15 protein-coding genes and 1 pseudogene are annotated in these 16,664 nt (G+C 63.0%); 13 read left to right on the forward strand and 3 right to left on the reverse strand.

The genetic code is table 11. The features are described 5' to 3' along the window. Positions 1-181 precede the first annotated feature (181 nt). From HGI30_RS03390 to HGI30_RS03400, 3 genes are all read left to right on the forward strand, one after another. The gene (locus HGI30_RS03390) at positions 182-1,039 is read left to right on the forward strand and encodes an SDR family oxidoreductase (protein WP_168906367.1); all 858 of its coding nucleotides are present in this window, start codon (positions 182-184) and stop codon (positions 1,037-1,039) included. Positions 1,040-1,096: 57 nt separating this feature from the next. Next, positions 1,097-1,645 (forward strand): hypothetical protein, encoded by a 549-nt coding sequence (locus tag HGI30_RS03395; protein ID WP_168906368.1) that lies wholly within the window; start codon positions 1,097-1,099, stop codon positions 1,643-1,645. 112 nt (positions 1,646-1,757) lie between these two features. Further along, positions 1,758-2,300 carry a GNAT family N-acetyltransferase gene (locus HGI30_RS03400; RefSeq protein WP_168906369.1) on the forward strand — a complete coding sequence of 181 codons (543 nt, stop codon included), beginning with the start codon at positions 1,758-1,760 and terminating at the stop codon, positions 2,298-2,300. A 102-nt stretch (positions 2,301-2,402) separates the two neighbouring features. Here the strand turns inward: HGI30_RS03400 and HGI30_RS03405 are convergent, their stop codons facing one another. Genes HGI30_RS03405 through HGI30_RS03415 form a run of 3 tightly spaced genes read right to left on the reverse strand, consistent with a single transcriptional unit; the run spans position 2,403 to position 5,206 of the window. Beyond that, positions 2,403-3,656, reverse strand: coding sequence for an MFS transporter (locus HGI30_RS03405; protein WP_168906370.1), 1,254 nt, complete (start codon positions 3,654-3,656; stop codon positions 2,403-2,405). After that, positions 3,653-4,279: a TetR/AcrR family transcriptional regulator gene (locus HGI30_RS03410; RefSeq protein ID WP_328805274.1), complete on the reverse strand. Its 627-nt coding sequence runs from the start codon at positions 4,277-4,279 to the stop codon at positions 3,653-3,655. Before HGI30_RS03410 ends, HGI30_RS03405 begins: the two co-directional genes overlap by 4 nt. Positions 4,280-4,306: 27 nt before the next feature. Next, positions 4,307-5,206, reverse strand: coding sequence for a LysR family transcriptional regulator (locus HGI30_RS03415; protein ID WP_168906372.1), 900 nt, complete (start codon positions 5,204-5,206; stop codon positions 4,307-4,309). A 182-nt stretch (positions 5,207-5,388) separates the two neighbouring features. Here HGI30_RS03415 and HGI30_RS03420 point away from each other — a divergent pair. The 10 genes and pseudogenes from HGI30_RS03420 to HGI30_RS03465 all read left to right on the forward strand — a co-directional run. Beyond that, positions 5,389-5,889: pseudogene (locus HGI30_RS03420) on the forward strand (acyl-CoA thioesterase); the annotation flags it as partial. A 425-nt stretch (positions 5,890-6,314) separates the two neighbouring features. Next, entirely contained in the window at positions 6,315-7,118 is an 804-nt protein-coding gene (locus HGI30_RS03425) for a transporter substrate-binding domain-containing protein (RefSeq protein ID WP_168906373.1), read from the forward strand. A gap of 108 nt (positions 7,119-7,226) precedes the next feature. After that, the gene (locus tag HGI30_RS03430; protein WP_168906374.1) at positions 7,227-7,874 is read left to right on the forward strand and encodes an amino acid ABC transporter permease; all 648 of its coding nucleotides are present in this window, start codon (positions 7,227-7,229) and stop codon (positions 7,872-7,874) included. Positions 7,875-9,170: 1,296 nt separating this feature from the next. Continuing rightward, the gene (locus HGI30_RS03435) at positions 9,171-9,575 is read left to right on the forward strand and encodes a MarR family winged helix-turn-helix transcriptional regulator (RefSeq protein ID WP_168906375.1); all 405 of its coding nucleotides are present in this window, start codon (positions 9,171-9,173) and stop codon (positions 9,573-9,575) included. A gap of 109 nt (positions 9,576-9,684) precedes the next feature. After that, the gene (locus HGI30_RS03440) at positions 9,685-11,463 is read left to right on the forward strand and encodes an ABC transporter ATP-binding protein (protein ID WP_168906376.1); all 1,779 of its coding nucleotides are present in this window, start codon (positions 9,685-9,687) and stop codon (positions 11,461-11,463) included. A gap of 58 nt (positions 11,464-11,521) precedes the next feature. Further along, entirely contained in the window at positions 11,522-13,312 is a 1,791-nt protein-coding gene (locus tag HGI30_RS03445) for an ABC transporter ATP-binding protein (RefSeq protein ID WP_235680397.1), read from the forward strand. Between the two features lie 301 nt (positions 13,313-13,613). Then, positions 13,614-14,273, forward strand: a complete 660-nt coding sequence (locus HGI30_RS03450) for a FusB/FusC family EF-G-binding protein (RefSeq protein ID WP_168906378.1) — start codon at positions 13,614-13,616, stop codon at positions 14,271-14,273. 40 nt (positions 14,274-14,313) lie between these two features. Continuing rightward, complete coding sequence (locus HGI30_RS03455; protein ID WP_168906379.1) at positions 14,314-14,895, forward strand: LOG family protein; 582 nt, start codon at positions 14,314-14,316, stop codon at positions 14,893-14,895. A 17-nt stretch (positions 14,896-14,912) separates the two neighbouring features. Beyond that, positions 14,913-15,395 (forward strand): GNAT family N-acetyltransferase, encoded by a 483-nt coding sequence (locus tag HGI30_RS03460; RefSeq protein ID WP_168906380.1) that lies wholly within the window; start codon positions 14,913-14,915, stop codon positions 15,393-15,395. A gap of 86 nt (positions 15,396-15,481) precedes the next feature. Then, positions 15,482-16,039, forward strand: a complete 558-nt coding sequence (locus HGI30_RS03465) for a cysteine hydrolase family protein (RefSeq protein ID WP_168906381.1) — start codon at positions 15,482-15,484, stop codon at positions 16,037-16,039. Positions 16,040-16,664: the final 625 nt, after the last annotated feature.

The following is a 16,664-nucleotide window of genomic DNA, read 5'->3' on the forward strand; positions in this document are numbered from 1 at the left end:
TGGCTAAGATGCCGTTGCTCCGTGGCCGGGGCGAGCAGGTCTGGGAAGACGCATTGTCGCAGACCAGTTGCGGGAAATCATGCCGGAGGCGGCATCGCTCGAAGCGGGTACGGCAAGTGGCCTTGCAAGTGAAAGAGTGAGTGCGGCGATATCTTTAGATGATGAAAGGAGGATTTATTCGATGAAGCTGATCGTGACGGGAGCGACGGGGCAGCTCGGAGGCCTGGTCGTCCGCCATTTGCTCCGCAAGGTTCCGGCAAGCCATATTGTCGGAGTCGCACGACATCTTGAAAAAGCCTCTGCGCTCATGGAGCTTGGCATTGAAGTTCGCCAAGGAGAGTATCGGGATCCGGAATCTCTTTCCCATGCTTTTGCCGATGGAACCAAGCTGCTCTTCATCTCAAGCTCTGAGCAGGACGATCCATCGCGCGTCGTTCAACATGCCCATGTCGTAAAAGCCGCCCGGGATGCAGGGATCAAGCACATAGCTTATACCAGCTTTGCTTTCGCCGAGGACAATCCGCTCGCTCTTGTCCATCTGACGACCGAGCATGCGATCCGCACGACGACGATTCCGTACACCTTTTTGCGCAACGGGGGCTACGCCGAGTTTTTCATCCATTCGTCGCTAAAAGCAAACGTAGAAAACGGGACGATCTTTACGAATGCCGGTCAGGGGAAGGTGAACGCGGTCAGCCGCAGCGACCTGGCCCTTGCTGCCGCCACCGTCCTGACGGAGGAGGGACATAAGAACAAGGAATACAACCTGGTGTCCTGTCATCCTTGGAGCTTCGATGATTTGGCTGAAGCTCTATCCGAAATTGCGGGAAAAAGCGTCGTCCATCGCTCCGTTTCCTTTGAAGAAGAAAAAAGCCTGCTCGTTCGATCCGGCATGCCGGAAGCTTATGCGGAGCGGACGGCCTATGTCTACACCGCCATTGCCGAGGGCAAGATGGCGAGGACGACGGATGATTTAGTCAAGCTGATCGGATACGAGACGCCGATGAAGGAGCTTGTGGGGAAAGCTTTGCAAGGCTGACGACGGCAACATCCGTTCCGCTCCCTCCGTCAGGAGGGATAGGGAGGTCGGAAATCAATGAACAAGCTGCCGGGAATTGTCTTGGCGATCATCATGATGACGCTTCTGCTGGTCCTGCCTGCGCAGGCCCAAGCGCTGTCCTGCACGGAGCTCCGATCCGGCGAGGAAGCCTATGCCGCCTACGACGGAATTGCGGTCGGACGCGTAGAGAGGGTCAGCGAAGGACGGGAGCGGAACTTGGTCAGGATCGCGGTGGAGACGAGCTACAAGGGCGTCGTGTCCGAACGCATCGTGGCGGAGGAGGACAAGAGCTGGGGAGCTTTGAACGGTCCCAGCCAGGTCGGCGAGGAGTACCTGTTCTTCCTGAGAACGAAGGGGGAACATTGGGAAAATCCGCTATGCGCGCCGTCCAGGCCGATTCATGCCTCGGCCAAGGAGCTTGCATTCCTGATGGGAAAGGAAATTCCGCTGGAGCGCGAGCCCGCGGATGCGGGAGAAGGCTGGCGCCATACGCTCCAGCGGGCCGCCGAAGGAGTCTTTGCGGCCGCTGCGATCGGATGGATCGCAGCGGGAATCGTGATCGCCGTCCGGCAACGACGGGTTTGAACAAGCTTGTCCCGTCGCACGATGCTATAATGCGGTTAACCCTTCTTGCGGATAATCCTTCATCGGGCTTATCCTCCATGCGGTTAATCCTATCGTTCGAAGGAGAATGAGCATGTCGGAATCAAACGTATTCATCCGCTATCCAGAGGAATCCGATGCCGCGGAGCTGGCCGCCCTGTACCGCCGCAACCGCGCCTTTTTCGAGCTGTTCTCGCCTGCGCCGGGCAATGAATTCTATACGGAGGAGCATCAGCTCGAATCGATCCGCACCTCCAAAGCCCACCATGCCAATGACACGCGGTATTCGTTCGTCATCTGCCTGCGGGCGGACGAGTCGATCATCGGCAGCATCGGCCTGTCGTTCGTGGCGCGCGGCGTGCTCCAGAGCTGCATGGCCGGCTTCAACCTCGACCAGGCGCACAACGGCAAGGGCTACATGACCGAAGCGCTGCGCCAGGTCGTCCGCTACGCCTTTGAGGAGCTGCGCTTCCACCGCATCACCGGCGAAGCCTCGCCGCGCAATCCGGGCTCCATCCGCACGATGGAAAAGGCCGGCTTCCACAAGGAAGGCATCGCCCGCCGGAACGTCAAGATCAACGGCGTCTGGGAGGACCATCAGGTGATGGCCATCCTCAATCCGTCCGAGGACATCTAGCCGCCCGTTGCGGAGTGCCATCGTCAAACAGCCGCCCGAACGGCTTTCTTTCAAGACCATCCCTGCCGGGGCGGTCTTTTTGCCGATTTGCGCGATAGGGCATCAGGCTTCGGCGCGGACCGCTTCCCGGCTGCGGACCATCGCCGGCAGCGTGGACAGGTAGAACGTGCTGACTCCGACGGTAATCGCCGCCAAGCCGTAATGCAGCCACGTCACGGAAATCCAGGCCGGGAAGGCGAGGGCGATGATGCCGAGCGCCATCGATTGGCCCAGCATCAGGACCGGCTCGATCAAGGCGTTCACGCGCCCCATGCTCTGCGGCGGCACGAGCTCCGGTATCCAGCTGCCCAGCGCGATGTTGATCGGCGCGATGGCGATGCCGGCGATCAGCATGAGCGCGAAGTACACTTCGACCCGCTCGGCCAGGCCCAGTCCCCCGATCAGCGCGCCGGCAAGGAACAGACCGGCGATGAGCGTGCGGGTTCTCGAGAAGCGGCGGATGAGCGTCGGGCCGAGAAGGCTGCCCGCAAGGACGCCGATGCCGAGGAAAACGGTGATGAGCGACGAATGGACGACATAGGTTTCGGGGCTGAGGCCGTATTTCATGGCGAACAGGGGAAGGACGGCAAAGACGCCGTTGACGACGCCGAAGAAAAGGAAGCCGCTGATGACGATGACGAGCAGGCGGTTGCCGGCGATATAGCGGAGGCCCTCGCGAAAATCCTGCCAGATGAGCGGGAAGCGCAGCTCCCGCAGGCGATGCGCTCCATTTGGCACACGGGCCTTTTCGTCGAACTTGCCCCAGCCGATCAGCAGGCCGGATACGATGAAGCTGATCCCGTCGAGGAGGATCGCGCCCTCGATGCCGATGAACTGATACGCCGTGGCGCCGAGGCTCATGCCGAAGAGCATGAACAGACCGAGCACCATCTGGTTCAGTCCGGAAGCCTGAACGTACTGGTCGGGCTCGATGCTGCTCTGCAGCAGGCCCATTTCGGCGGGGCCGAAAAATTTGGAGATCGCGCTGCGGAGGAACAGCGTGAGGAAGGTCAGGAAGAACAGATCGGAGAGGACGAAGAGAAGCAGCAGCACGGTGAGGCCGGCCCGGATCCAGTCGCTCCAGGCGGCGATGCGCTGGCGGTCGAACCGGTCCGCGGCGACGCCGACGAGCCAGAAGACGGCCAGAGTCGGGAGGGAGTACATCAGCTCCGCCGTCGTGGCCAGCGCCGGCTGGCTGCTGAAGCGGTCGACGAAGTAGAAGGCCAGCGCCATGTTGCCGACGACATTGCCGAGCTGAGAGGCGACGGAAGCGAAAAACAGCCTGCAGAACGTTGGGTTGCGGAACAGGGTTTTCATGGTCCATCCTCCCGTTGCGCGGGATCGCCTCCGAAGCCGGGGCGCAGCAGCGTCTTGAAATAGCTCAGCAGCGCTTCGATCTGCATGGGTGCGTTCGCTTGCCGGATGCCGATCGTGATGGAGTGCGTCAGGATGCCCTCTTGGTAGGAAGCGGCCAGCCGGGCGAAATTGTCGACATCCAGGCGGGGGGAGAATTCCCCGCGGTCGATGCCGAGGCGGATCAGGGCGGCGAACCGGGCGATGCCTTGCTCGTAGCGCCTGGACAGCAGGTCCCGCCGGGCCGAGTCCCTCCAGCCGACGAGGGAGTATTCGTAGAAAGCCGGCATCAGGCCGCCGTCCGGAGAGCGCTGGAGCTGCTCCAGCTGCTCGGAGTAGAGCGTCTCGACGACGTCCCAGATCGAAGGCTTGGCAGCGACGAGCTCGCTCAAATAGCGCTCGTACTCCCGATCCTGATACTCCAGCAGGTCTTCGAAAATCTCTTCCTTGGTCTGGTAATACAAGTAGATCCAGCCCCGGCTCATGCCCGTTTCCTCGATGATGTCCTTCAGCGTGGCCGCGCCGTAGCCTTTCTGGATGAACACCTTCTTGGCCGCGTCGAGAATCTGCAGGCTCCGCGGATCGATGCCCTCCTGGAGGCGCGGGAGGCATACTCAAGCCTGCGTTCCCGCCGGCCACTCCTGGCGCATGAACGCGATCCACTCCCGGGCCGCGAAGGAGAGGTACTTGTCCTTTTTCCAGATCATATTGAGGCTCCACGTCATCGTCGGACGGACGACCGGAAGGACGAGGAAGCGCTCCGGATCGAGCGAGCGGCGCATGCCGCCGGGGAGCAGCGTGATGCCGAACCGAGCCCTGACGAGCTGCACCATGAAGTCCCACTGCGAGCTCTCGAAGGCGACTTGCGGCTCGAAGCCGGCTTGCCGGCAGTGGTCGAGGATGAGGTGATGGAGCGTGAATTCGTCGCGGAACAGCAGGAACGGCTCGCGCTCGAGCTCCCCGAGCTCGACGCTCTCGCGGCCTGCCGCCCAGTGGTCGCGCGGCGCGATGAGATGAAGCGTCTCGTCCATGCACGGCAGCAGGTGGAACTTGTCCTCCTGCGCCATCGGCAGGATGACGAGCCCCACATCGAGCTCGCCGCTGTCGACCTCCTCTTCGATCCGCTTGCCTCCGCGCTCCACGAGCTGGAGCCGGATCTGCGGATAGCGGCTGTGGAACCTCTCGATCAGCGAGGGAAACACATGCACGCCGATCATCGGCGGAATGCCGAGCCGCAGCGTACCCTTGCGCGCCTGCATGACATCGTCGAGCTCGGCCGCCATCGTATCGATCGAGCTCAGGATGCCCTGCGACGAGCGCAGGATCGTCTCCCCGGCGTCGGTCAGCGCGATCGGCTTGGACGAGCGGTCGAACAGCGTCGCCCCCAGCTCCTCCTCGAGCAGGCGGACCATCTTGGACAGCGTCGGCTGCGTCACATGCAGCTCCTGCGCGGCCTTCGTGAAGCTGCCGTGCCGGGCGACGGCAGAGAAATAAGTCAGTTGCCGGATTTCCATCGAAATCAGTTCCGCCTTTCCGGTCGAATCTTGCTTTTACTATAGACAGAAGGAATGAAAACCATTCCTTATATGTATTTTATCTATCCTTTAGCGAGGTGTACAATGAAGGACACTTCCGGACAACCGGAACGGATTTGAAACGAAAGAAGGCATGAATGATGATTCCCAAACCGCAAGCGATGCCGGCCAAGCCGGCCAGCGATTCCTATACGATCAAAGCTTCGATCGTGCTCCCGCCGGACACGAACCATCACGGGACGATCTTCGGCGGCAAGCTGATGGCGTACATCGACGATGTCGCCACGATCGCCGCGACGCGCCACGCGCGCCGGCCGGTCGTCACCGCCTCGACCGACTCGGTCGACTTCCTGCATCCGGTCAAGAAAGGCGACGCCGTCTGCCTGTCCGCTTTCGTCACGTGGGCGCACAAGACGTCGATGGAAATCTTCGTCCGCGTCGTCACGGAGGACCTGTTGAGCGGCGAGCGCAAAGTATGCGCGACGTCGTTCCTGACGTTCGTCGCGCTCGGCGAGGACGGCCGTCCCGTCGAGGTCGCGCCGGTCATCCCGGAGACGCTGGAGGAGCAGCGCCTGCACGAGACGGCTGCGGAGCGCAAGGAGGCTCGCAAGGTGCGACGCAAGGAGAGCAAGCTGTTCGCCGAGTTCCTCGGCCCGGACTTCAGCCTGCGCCAGACGAAGCAGGCGCTGGACGAGAAGCGCGCCGGCCGTACGCGGCCGGCCGGCAGCCACGGGGCTGCGCGGGAAGCTTCTCGCTCCGTCGCCGCTGACGCGACGCCGGCGGCCGCTCGGTTCCTGCCGCGCGAGGCTTCGCCATCGCAGAGCGGCGAGCCGTCCGCTTCCGTCGCCGCGAGCGCGATCCGTCCCGGCAACGCCCAGGAGGCGGCTCCGCGCCTGACGGAGGCCTACGCAAGCGCATGGGGCAGCGAATGGTAGCCAATCGGGCCGGAAAGATTCCAATCGTCCGCCGGAGAAATCCGGCGGGCTTTTTTTCGTCCGAAACCGAGGTAAGGGGATTGAACTCCGTCAAATCTATGATACGATCATGTTATATATTCTAACATCAATATTCCTGGGGGGGACGGAGCATGAAAAAATGGACGACAGCCGGCATGATCGCGGTGCTCGGACTGGCGCTGGCGGCATGCGGCGGCAACGAGGCGGGGGGCAGCGGCGGGGACAAGCTGAGCATCGCCACCGACGCGAGCTATGCGCCGATGGAAAGCATGGACAAGGACAAGATCGTCGGCTTCGACGTCGACTTCCTGGATGCGGTCATGAAGGAGGCGGGCTTGACCTACGAGCTGACGAACACCGGCTGGGACCCGTTGTTCGCTGACCTGGAAAAGGGCGGCCAAAGCGCCTACGACGCGGCGATCTCGGCGATCTCCATCAGCGACGACCGGAAGCAGACGTACGACTTCTCCCTCCCCTACTTCGAATCCGTGAACATGATTCTGACCAAGCAGGGCGCCGGGGTCAAGGATGCGCTGGAGCTCAAGGACAGGAAAGTCGCGGTTCAGGGAGCGACGACGGCGGAGGAGCTGATGAAGGGCATCATGGGCGACGGCAATACGGCGCTCAAGCGCTTCGCCAGCAACGCCGAGGCGCTGCTGGAGCTGGAGAAGGGCGGCGTCGATGCGGTCGTAGCGGACTTCGCGGTCGTACAGGCCTACGTCCAGAACAATCCGGAGCAGAAGTTCGACGCGATCTACGACAAGACGAATTTCGCTCCGGAGTATTACGGCATCATGTTCCCCAAAGGCAGCGAGCTCAAGGAGAAGGTGGACGCGGCCGTGGAGAAGGTGCGCGCGAGCGACGAGTACAAGGAGATGTACAAGAAATGGATCGGCGTCGAGCCGGACACGACCGACCTGATCCGCGCCAAATAGAGGCGGGACGGATCCGGGGCATGCGCGGGCGAAGGCCGCGGCGCATGCCTTTTTTCGAGGGTTCGGACCGTCGGCACGCGCATCATCATTCGAGGGGGAGGGCGGCTTATGGGATTTGATTTCGACATCGTCTGGGATTACCTGCCGCTGCTCTTGAGAGGCACGGGGTATACGATCGGCATTTCCTTCCTGTCGATCGCGCTGGGAGCGCTGCTCGGCCTGTTCATCGGATTCGGCAAAATGTCGCGCCGCTGGTGGCTCCGCTGGCCGGCCAGCGCGTACGTCAACTTTTTCCGCGGGACGCCGCTCATCCTGCAGATCATGATGACGCACTTCATGCTCGTGCCGCTGTTCCTCGGCACGACCAACGCCTTCGTCGCGGCGATCGTCGCGCTGTCGCTCAACTCGGCCGCTTACACGGGCGAGATTTACCGAGCCGGCATCCAGTCGATCGACCCGGGCCAGGAGGAGGCGGCGCTGTCGCTCGGGCTGACGCGCTGGCAGTCGATGCGCTACGTCGTCCTGCCGCAGGCGGTCAAGCGGATGATCCCGGCGTTCGGCAACGAGTTCATCGTGCTCGTGAAGGACTCGTCGCTCGTCGCCTACATCGCCGTGCCCGAGCTCATGTACTGGAGCAATGCGATGAAAGGCCAGTACCTGAAAGTATGGGAGCCGTACATGACGGCTGCCATCATTTATTTCATCCTCACCTATCTGCTCAGCAAGGCGCTGCAGTACGTGGAGAAGCGGGTATAGCCTTCGGGCGGAGAACGGAGGAGCGGCGCTTTCGGGATGAAAAGCCTGCTGCGCGAGCCGGCCGTTCGATGGACGAGAAGCCCGCTGCGCGAGCCGACCGTTCGATGGACGAGAAGCCCGCTGCGCGAGCCGAGCCTTTCTCGGCCGCCCTCGGAAGAGCCGGCGCTTTCGGGACGAGAAGCCCGCTGCGCCGAGCCGAGCCTTTCTCCGATTCCACTGGAAGCCGGATGCCTGGATCGCCTAACCTCCTATTCGGAGGCCATCCGTCTTCCAAGAGGACCGCTGCCGCTTCTCCGAAAGGCATCGGCTCGCTTCGCTTTGCTCGTCCCATGCTCGTCCTCCTTCCCCCCCTTTTTTGGGGGGAGGGACGCCTTCCATAGAACCCGGAAGGCGGCAGCGAACAAGCGCTCGTTTGCTCTATCCGACTTCTTCGCGCTTAGAAGAGCAAGCCGCTCCTTCCCATGAAGGGGTCGGGACTACCGTCGCGAACGTGTAGGCGGCTGATCGGTCCCCGTGAAGGGGTCGGGACTACCGTCGCCAGCGTCTGGACGGCTGATCGGCCCCCATGAAGGGGTCGGGACTACCGTCGCGAGCGTGTAGGCGGCTGATCGATCCCCGTGAAGGGGTCGGGACTACCGTCGCCAGCGTCTGGACGGCTGATCGGCCCCCATGAAGGGGTCGGGACTACCGTCGCGAGCGTGTAGGCGGCTGATCGATCCCCGTGAAGGGGTCGGAACTACCGTCGCGAACGTCTATGAGGCTGATCGGCCCTCGTGAAGGGGTCGGGACTACCGTCGCGAGCGTCTGGGCGGCTGATCGGCCCTCGTGAAGGGGTCGGGACTACCGTGGCGAGCGTCAAGGCGGCTGATCGATCCCGTGAAGGGGTCGGGACTACCGTGGCGAGCTTCTGGACGGCTGATCGGTCCCCGTGAAGGGGACGGGACTGGATTGAAACCGAGAGCGAAGCGGACGGGGGCTCGTGGAGAAGCGGCAGCGGTTCCCTTGGAGGCCGGATTCCTTCCTTTCTTGACCATATCGTTCAAGGAATCTGGGCTCCAGGGAGATCGGAACGAGTTCCCGCTCCGCGAAGCGGGTGCAGGTTTCAGCTGGCCTCTGGGTTTCAGCTATGCCTTTGGGTTTCAGCTGTGCCTTTGGGTTTCAGCTGTGCCCCTGGGTTTCAGCTATGCCTTGGGTTTCAGCTGCGCCCCTGGGTTTCAGCTGCGCCCGACCGGTTGACAGCCGGCCCCTACGCGCTTATTATCTTCTAGTATAAGCTATCGAAGCAGGTGAACCGTCGTGGACTACAAGCTGTTGGCCGAGGAGATGTTCGAGCATGTGGCTCGCTCCAATAGCGCATCCTTCGAAGAGCCGGTTCCATTCTCCCGCGGGGAGGTCGGCATTCTGCTCTATCTGCTCTTCCGCAACAACGGCGCCTCCGCCGGAGAGCTGAGCGAGTTCCTGGCCGTCAGCACGGGGCGCATCGCCTCCGCGCTCAAGACGCTGGAGAAGAAAGGACTGGTGCTGCGCTGCACGGACGAAGGCGACCGCCGCCGCGTGCTCGTCTACTATACCGATGCAGGCAAGAAGTTCCTGCTTGACCGGCGGGCCGAGCATATCGCGCAGACCGAGCAGATGCTCCGCCGGCTGAGCGAGCGGGATGCGCAGGAGTTCGTCCGCCTCATGAAGCTGCTCGTGCCGTGAGAGCAGGCGAGGCATCGCTTCGAACGGTTGTTCCGCAGCCCCATCCGGGCGCTGCGTTTCTTTTCCGCAAGTATCTTATACTAGAAGAATTATAGGAGGGAAGGAATCGATGCTGAAGCTGTTCAAGTACCTGACGAAGGGCGAGTGGGGGTTCGTCCTGTACAGCCTGATCTTCATCATCGTCCAGGTGTGGCTCGACCTGCGGCTGCCGGACTACATGGCCGAGATCACGACGCTCATCCAGACAGAGGGCACGCGCGCGGCCGATCTGCTGGAGCCGGGCGTCTACATGCTGCTGTGCGCCGTCGGCAGCGTCCTGACGTCGGTCATCGTCGGCTGGTTCGCCGCCAAGGTGGCGGCGGGGCTGGCGATGCGCCTGCGCGGCATGGTGTTCGACCGGACGCTGTCGTTCTCCCATCAAGAGATCAACGGCTTCTCGACGGCCAGCCTCATCACGCGCTCGACCAATGACGTCACCCAAGTCCAGATGATCGTGGCAATGGGGCTGCAGGTGATGCTCAAGGCTCCGATCCTCGCCGTCTGGGCGATCGCCAAAATTTCCGGCAAGAGCTGGCAGTGGACGGCCGCGACCGGCGGCGCCGTAGCGGCGCTGATCGTCATGCTGACCGTCATCATCCTGTTCGCGATTCCCAAATTCCGCATCATCCAAGGGCTGACCGATAATCTCAACCGCATCACCCGCGAGAACCTGACCGGCCTGCGCGTCATCCGCGCCTACAACGCGGCGCCATACCAGGAAGCCAAGTTCGACCGGGCGAATCGCGAGCTCACCGGCACGAACCTGTACGCCAGCCGCCTGATGGCGATCATCGGTCCCGGCATGACGCTCATCATGTCCGGCCTCAGCGTCTCGATCTACGCGATCGGCGCCTACCTGATCCAGGATGCGCCGGGCACGGACCGCATCGGAATCTTTTCCGACATGGTCGTCTTCACCTCGTACGCGATGCAGGTGGTGATGGCGTTCATGATGGTGAGCATGATCTTCATCATGGCGCCGCGGGCATCCATCTCGGCCAAGCGGATTCTCGAGGTGCTCCGCACGGAGGCCGCCATCCGGGACGGAGCCGAGACGGCAGGCAGCGGGGAGGGCGGAGTCGAGTTCCGCGACGTCAGCTTCACCTATCCGGGAGCGGAGGAGCCGGTGCTGCGCAACATCAGCTTCAAGGCGCGCAAAGGCGAGACGGTGGCGATCATCGGCTCGACCGGCAGCGGCAAGACGAGCGTGCTGAACCTGATCCCGCGCTTCTACGACGTCGCCGAGGGCGAAGTGCTCGTCGACGGCATCGACGTGCGCCGGTACAGCCAGCACGCCTTGCGCGCCAAGCTCGGCTACGTCTCCCAGCGGGCGGTGCTGTTCAGCGGCACGGTCTCCGGCAACGTCGCCTACGGCGGCAGCGCCGCGCCGGGGAGCGACGCCGAGGAAGGCGTCCGGAGGGCTGTCGCGATCGCCCAGGGAACGGATTTTGTCGAGCGGATGGAAGGGCAGTACGAGGGCCGCATCGCCCAGGGCGGAGACAACGTCTCCGGCGGGCAGAAGCAGCGGCTGTCGATCGCGCGCGCCGTCTACCGGCAGCCGGACATCTACCTGTTCGACGACTCGTTCTCGGCGCTCGACTACCGGACCGACCGCGAGCTGCGCGCGGCGCTGCGCCGGGAGACCGGCGGCGCGACGACGATCATCGTCGCCCAGCGCATCGGCACGATCAAGGACGCCGACCGCATCCTCGTGCTCGAGGACGGACGCATCGTCGGCAGCGGCACGCATGAGGAGCTGCTGCAGGATTGCGAGACGTATCAGGAGATCGCCCTTTCCCAGCTATCCAAGGAGGAACTCGGCCATGGCCCAATCGAATCAGCCTTATAAGAATGATGAAGGCCGCCAGGGAGCGGCGCCGCGCCGGGGCCATCCCGGCGGGGGACCGATGGGCGGACCGATGGGGGGCGGCATGGCGCCGGGCGACAAGGCGAAGGACTTCCGCGCCACGCTTCGCAAGCTGGCCGCCTACTGCCGGAAGTACATGCCGATCATCGTGCTGTCGCTCGTGCTCGCGCTGGCCGGGTCCGCGCTGAACGTCATCGGGCCGGACCTGCTGCGCGACATCACCGACAAGATCCAGGAAGGCATCCGGGGGACGATCGACATCGATGCGATCAACCGGATCGTGCTGCTGCTCGCGGCGCTGTACGGCGCCGGCCTGATCTTCAACTACGCGCAGGGGTTCATCATGGCGACGGTCACCCAGCGTATCACGAACAAGATGCGGACCGAGATTTCCGCTAAAATCAACCGCATGCCGCTGCGCTACTTCGACTCGACGAGCTACGGCAACGTGCTGAGCCGCGTCACCAACGACATCGACATGATCGGCCAGACGCTGAACAACAGCCTCGGCATGCTCGTCTCGTCCGTCGCCTTGTTCGTCGGCGCGCTCGTCATGATGGTGTACACGAACTGGATCCTCGCGCTCACGGCCGTCGTCTCGACGATCCTCGGCTTCGCGCTCATGAGCGTCATCATGAAGCACTCGCAGCGCTATTTCGTCGCCCAGCAGGAGGTGCTCGGGCGGCTCAACGGCCATATCGAGGAGACCTACTCCGGCCATGCGGTCGTCAAGGCGTACAACGCCGAGGACGAGGCCAAGGCCGCCTTCCACGACCTGAACGGCAAGCTGTACGGCAGCGCTTGGAAGTCGCAGTTCATGTCCGGCCTCATGATGCCGATCATGGGCTTCGTCGGCAACCTCGGCTACGTCGCGATCTGCGTCGTCGGCGCGATGCTCGTCACCTCGGACTCGATCAGCATCGGCACGATCGTCGCGTTCATGATCTACATCCGGCTGTTCACGCAGCCGCTCGGCCAGATCGCCCAGGCGGCGACCAACCTGCAGGCGGCGGCAGCCGCGGGCGAGCGCGTCTTCGAATTCCTCGAGGAGGAGGAGCTGGCGGACGAAGGCGGCAAGACGGCGAAGCTGGCGAACGTCAAAGGCGACGTCGAATTCCGCCATGTCCGCTTCGGCTACGCGGCCGACAAGGACGTCATCAAGGACTTCTCGATGAAGGCGGAGGCCGGGCAAAAGATCGCCATCGTCGGCCCGACCGGAGCCGGCAAGACGACGCTCGTCAACCTGCTCATGCGGTTCTACGAGCTGAACGGAGGCGAGATCCTCGTCGACGGAATGCCGATCGACCGGATGACGCGGGAGGACGTGCATAGCCTGTTCAGCATGGTGCTGCAGGATACCTGGCTGTTCGAGGGCACGATCCGCGACAACATCGCCTTCTCCCGTCCGGACGTCACGGATGCGCAGATCGAGGAGGCCTGCCGCGCCGTCGGCCTGGACCACTTCATCCGCACGCTGCCGGAAGGCTACGGCACCGTGCTGGGCGACCGCGCCAGCCTGTCGGCCGGGCAGAAGCAGCTGCTCACGATCGCGCGGGCGATGATCGACGACGCGCCGCTGCTCATCCTCGACGAGGCGACCAGCTCCGTCGACACGCGCACCGAGCTGCTCATCCAGCGCGCGATGGACCGCCTGTCCGCCGGCAAGACGTCGTTCGTCATCGCCCACCGGCTGTCCACGATCAAGAACGCCGACCGCATCCTCGTCATGAAGGACGGCGACATCCTCGAGACGGGCACGCATGACGAGCTGCTGGCGCGGGGCGGCTTCTACGCCGAGCTGTACAACAGCCAGTTCGAGCAGGTTTCCTGAGCCTTCCATGCACGTTAAGGCCGGCCCGCGACTTCCGGATTCGGAGCGCTGCGGGCCGGTTTTTCCATCGCGGCGGTTGTCGCCGTCCGAACCGGCTCCTATACTGGAGGAAAGGGGGATTGGTACGGATGGCAAATCACGTTGCCGGGAGACGCCGGACTCATGCAAAGCCTGACTGAGGGGCGATCCTTTGCATGGGGCATATCCGGCTGAAGACGATATCGCCCGCCGATCGTTTCCGAGGATGGGGCTTTGCACCTTATGAATCTTCAACCATCTTTATCATAAGGAGCGTTAAACGATGATTCCCCCATTTATCCGAAACCATCAATTCAATGGAATTCAAAAGCAGGTCCGCTTGCTGCAGCAGGCGTGCGCTTCGGCCGCAGATCCGAAGGTGCTCCGCTCGGCGCGCGAGGGCGTGCTGCTGGCGCTGCACGAGGCGTTTCCGGATGCGGACGAAGGGCAGCGCGCCCTGCTGGAGCCGATCGCCGGCTGGCATGCGGCGGATGATTTCCGGCTCGGGCTGCACGCCCTGCAGCCGTACCGGCTTCCGTTTCCGACTCCGTCCGACGCCGGGCTGCGCCGTCTGTTCCCCAAGGTCAAGAAGCTCAAGACGCCGGACCTGGCCGAGCTTGACCTCGCGCAGACGACCTATCTCGGCTGGACGGAGGCCGGCAGCGGACGCATGCTGCTCGTCTGCGGCATCGACGGCATGCTCATCGGAGTCGAGGGCCGCGTGACCGGGGCGGTACGCGGCAAGAACGTCTGCTTCGCCTGCCGGCATCATGGCGAGGTCGGCTTGTTCACCGCCGTCGCCAAGCACCGGCCGGCCAAGGCCTCGCCCGACTATTACAAGGCGATCGGCAACTACATTTGCCTCGACAGCGCCGTCTGCAACCGGCAGATCGAGGATGCCGGGCCGCTGGAGCGGTTCGTCCGCGACGTGACGGCGCGCTGATGGAGGCAGCAGGACGAGAAGAGAAAGGGGAACGGTCGGAATGAAGAGCATCGCTGTCTTTTGCGGGTCGCGTCCGGGGGCTTCGGCCCTGTACATGGAGGAGGCGCGGGCGATGGGACGAAAGCTGGCGGAAAGCGGCATCGAGCTCGTCTACGGAGGCGCGGCGGTCGGTCTGATGGGAGCGGTCGCGGACGGCGCGCTGGAGGCGGGCGGCCGGGCGATCGGCGTGCTCCCGCAATTCCTGCAGGATCGGGAAATCGCGCATCGGGGACTGACGGAGCTGATCGTCGTCGACTCGATGCACGAGCGCAAGCAGCGGATGGCGGAGCTGGCGGACGGCTTCGCCGCCTTGCCGGGAGGTCCGGGCACGATGGAGGAGTATTTCGAAATCTTCACCTGGGGCCAGCTCGGCCTGCACGGCAAGCCGTGCGGCCTGCTGAACGTCGGAGGCTACTTCGACCCGCTGCTCGCGATGTTCGAGCGGATGGAGCAGGAAGGCTTCATGCAGCCTCAGCATCGCGGCATGGTGCTGGCGGACGGCTCGCCGGACGGGCTGCTGGAGCAGATGCTGGCCTACGAGCCGCCGGCGGTCAAGACCTATCTGACCCCCGGCCGCACGTAGAAGGGGGCGGGGGCCGCATGAACGGCTGGAACATCCGCTTGCTGGAGCGGCGCGACAACGAGCGCATGGCCGGCATCATCCGCGCCTGCCTGGTGGAGTTCGGCGGCAACCGCGCCGGCCTCGCCTGGGAGGACGCCAGCCTGCATGACCTGCACGCGCATTACGGCGAGCCGGGACGCGGCTATTGGGTCGCCCTGGACGGCGAAGGCGAGATCGCGGGCGGCTGCGGCATCGCCGCCTTCGCCGGCTCGGCGGGCGTGTGCGAGCTGCAGAAGATGTACCTGCTGCCGGCCGCGCGCGGGACGGGCGCGGCCGGGCTGCTGCTCGCGGAGGCGCTCGCCTTTGCCCGCGGCCGCTACCGGCAGTGCTATCTGGAGACGCTGACGAGCATGAAGGCGGCGGAGCGCTTTTACGGGAAACACGGCTTCGCGCCGCTGCGGGCGCCGCTCGCAGGGTCGGAGCACTACGCCTGCGATGCCTGGTATATCCGGGATCTGTGACGAGGGCAAGGGCAAGGTCGTCCTGCTGCCCTGCGGATGCGGCGCGATGAAGGAACGGTGAATTCGACGACTAGGGAGGAAGAGGCATGGCTCAAGCGCTGCTGGTCATCGACGTGCAAAAGGACCTGGTGGAAGGAAACGGAGGAGAGGTTCCGATTTTCGAGCCGGAGCGGCTGTTCGAGGCGATCGGCAAGGCCGTCGAGCAGGCGGAGCAAGCGGGGGCCCGCATCGTCTTCGTGCGGGACAAGTCCGTCGGCGGTGGAGAAGGAGAGGGCTTCGACGTCCATCCGGCGCTCCGGATTCCACCGGACGCGGCCGTGTTCGACAAGACCGCCACCAGCTCGTTTCATGAGACGGGGCTGCTGGAGCATCTGCGGGAGCATGGCGTCCGCCACTGCGTCATCGCCGGCTGCATGACGCAATATTGCATCGACACGGCGGTGCGCGCCGCGACGCTGCACGGCTTCGACGTCACGCTCGTGCGGGACGGCCACTCGACGAGCGACTCGCCCGTGCTGTCGGCCGAGCAGATCATCGCCCATCATAACGCGACGCTGCACGGCTATGACAACAACGGTCCGTTCGCGCTGGTGCGCCCGACGGAAGAGGCGTTGTTCGACCCGCCGCACGACCAGTACCGCTGACGGGACAGGTAACGCGGATCGGCAAACGCCGCTTCGCCGCCCGCTAAGGGAGGCGAAGCGGCGAGTTGTCCGTGTCCCATTAAACGTTTATTTCAATGACATACCCTGCAACTTTATGAAGCGGATTGTCGTTATTCATTATGTCGAATTCAGCTGGACAGCCGGGTTTTACTTTTGTAAGCGCAATATCTGGGGTCTTTTAGCTGGATACAGTTTTTAGCGTGATGAAGTCCATAAACTATTTGCATTTTATAAACGACAATTTCGTGAAAGGGCGCAGTTAAATAGTAGGAGTCATTTATTCCTAGGGAGGTGCGGTTAAGGTTGTATTTTCTCATTTCCCTGTCTTTTGTTGTCGTATCGATAATTGGTTTGAAGCGATCTAAAATGAAGCATCCTTATTCAAAAGGCATTTTTCTTGCAATGGCCTTATCGCTTGTAGCGGTTGTTTGTCTTGCTCAGAATTACACACAAAATCTAATTCCAGAAGTTAATGATGGGATCGGGATTTCAAATCCCGTGGCTTCTTGGATTTTTGGAGACGACGGCTGGTCGAGGGAATCCTTCCGCGTTGCGTTCGAGAGATCCATCTACGTTAGTCTTTTCTTGATCGTGATCTATCCTG

This window comes from Paenibacillus albicereus (assembly GCF_012676905.1).
In the GTDB taxonomy this organism is placed as follows: domain Bacteria; phylum Bacillota; class Bacilli; order Paenibacillales; family Paenibacillaceae; genus Paenibacillus_O; species Paenibacillus_O albicereus.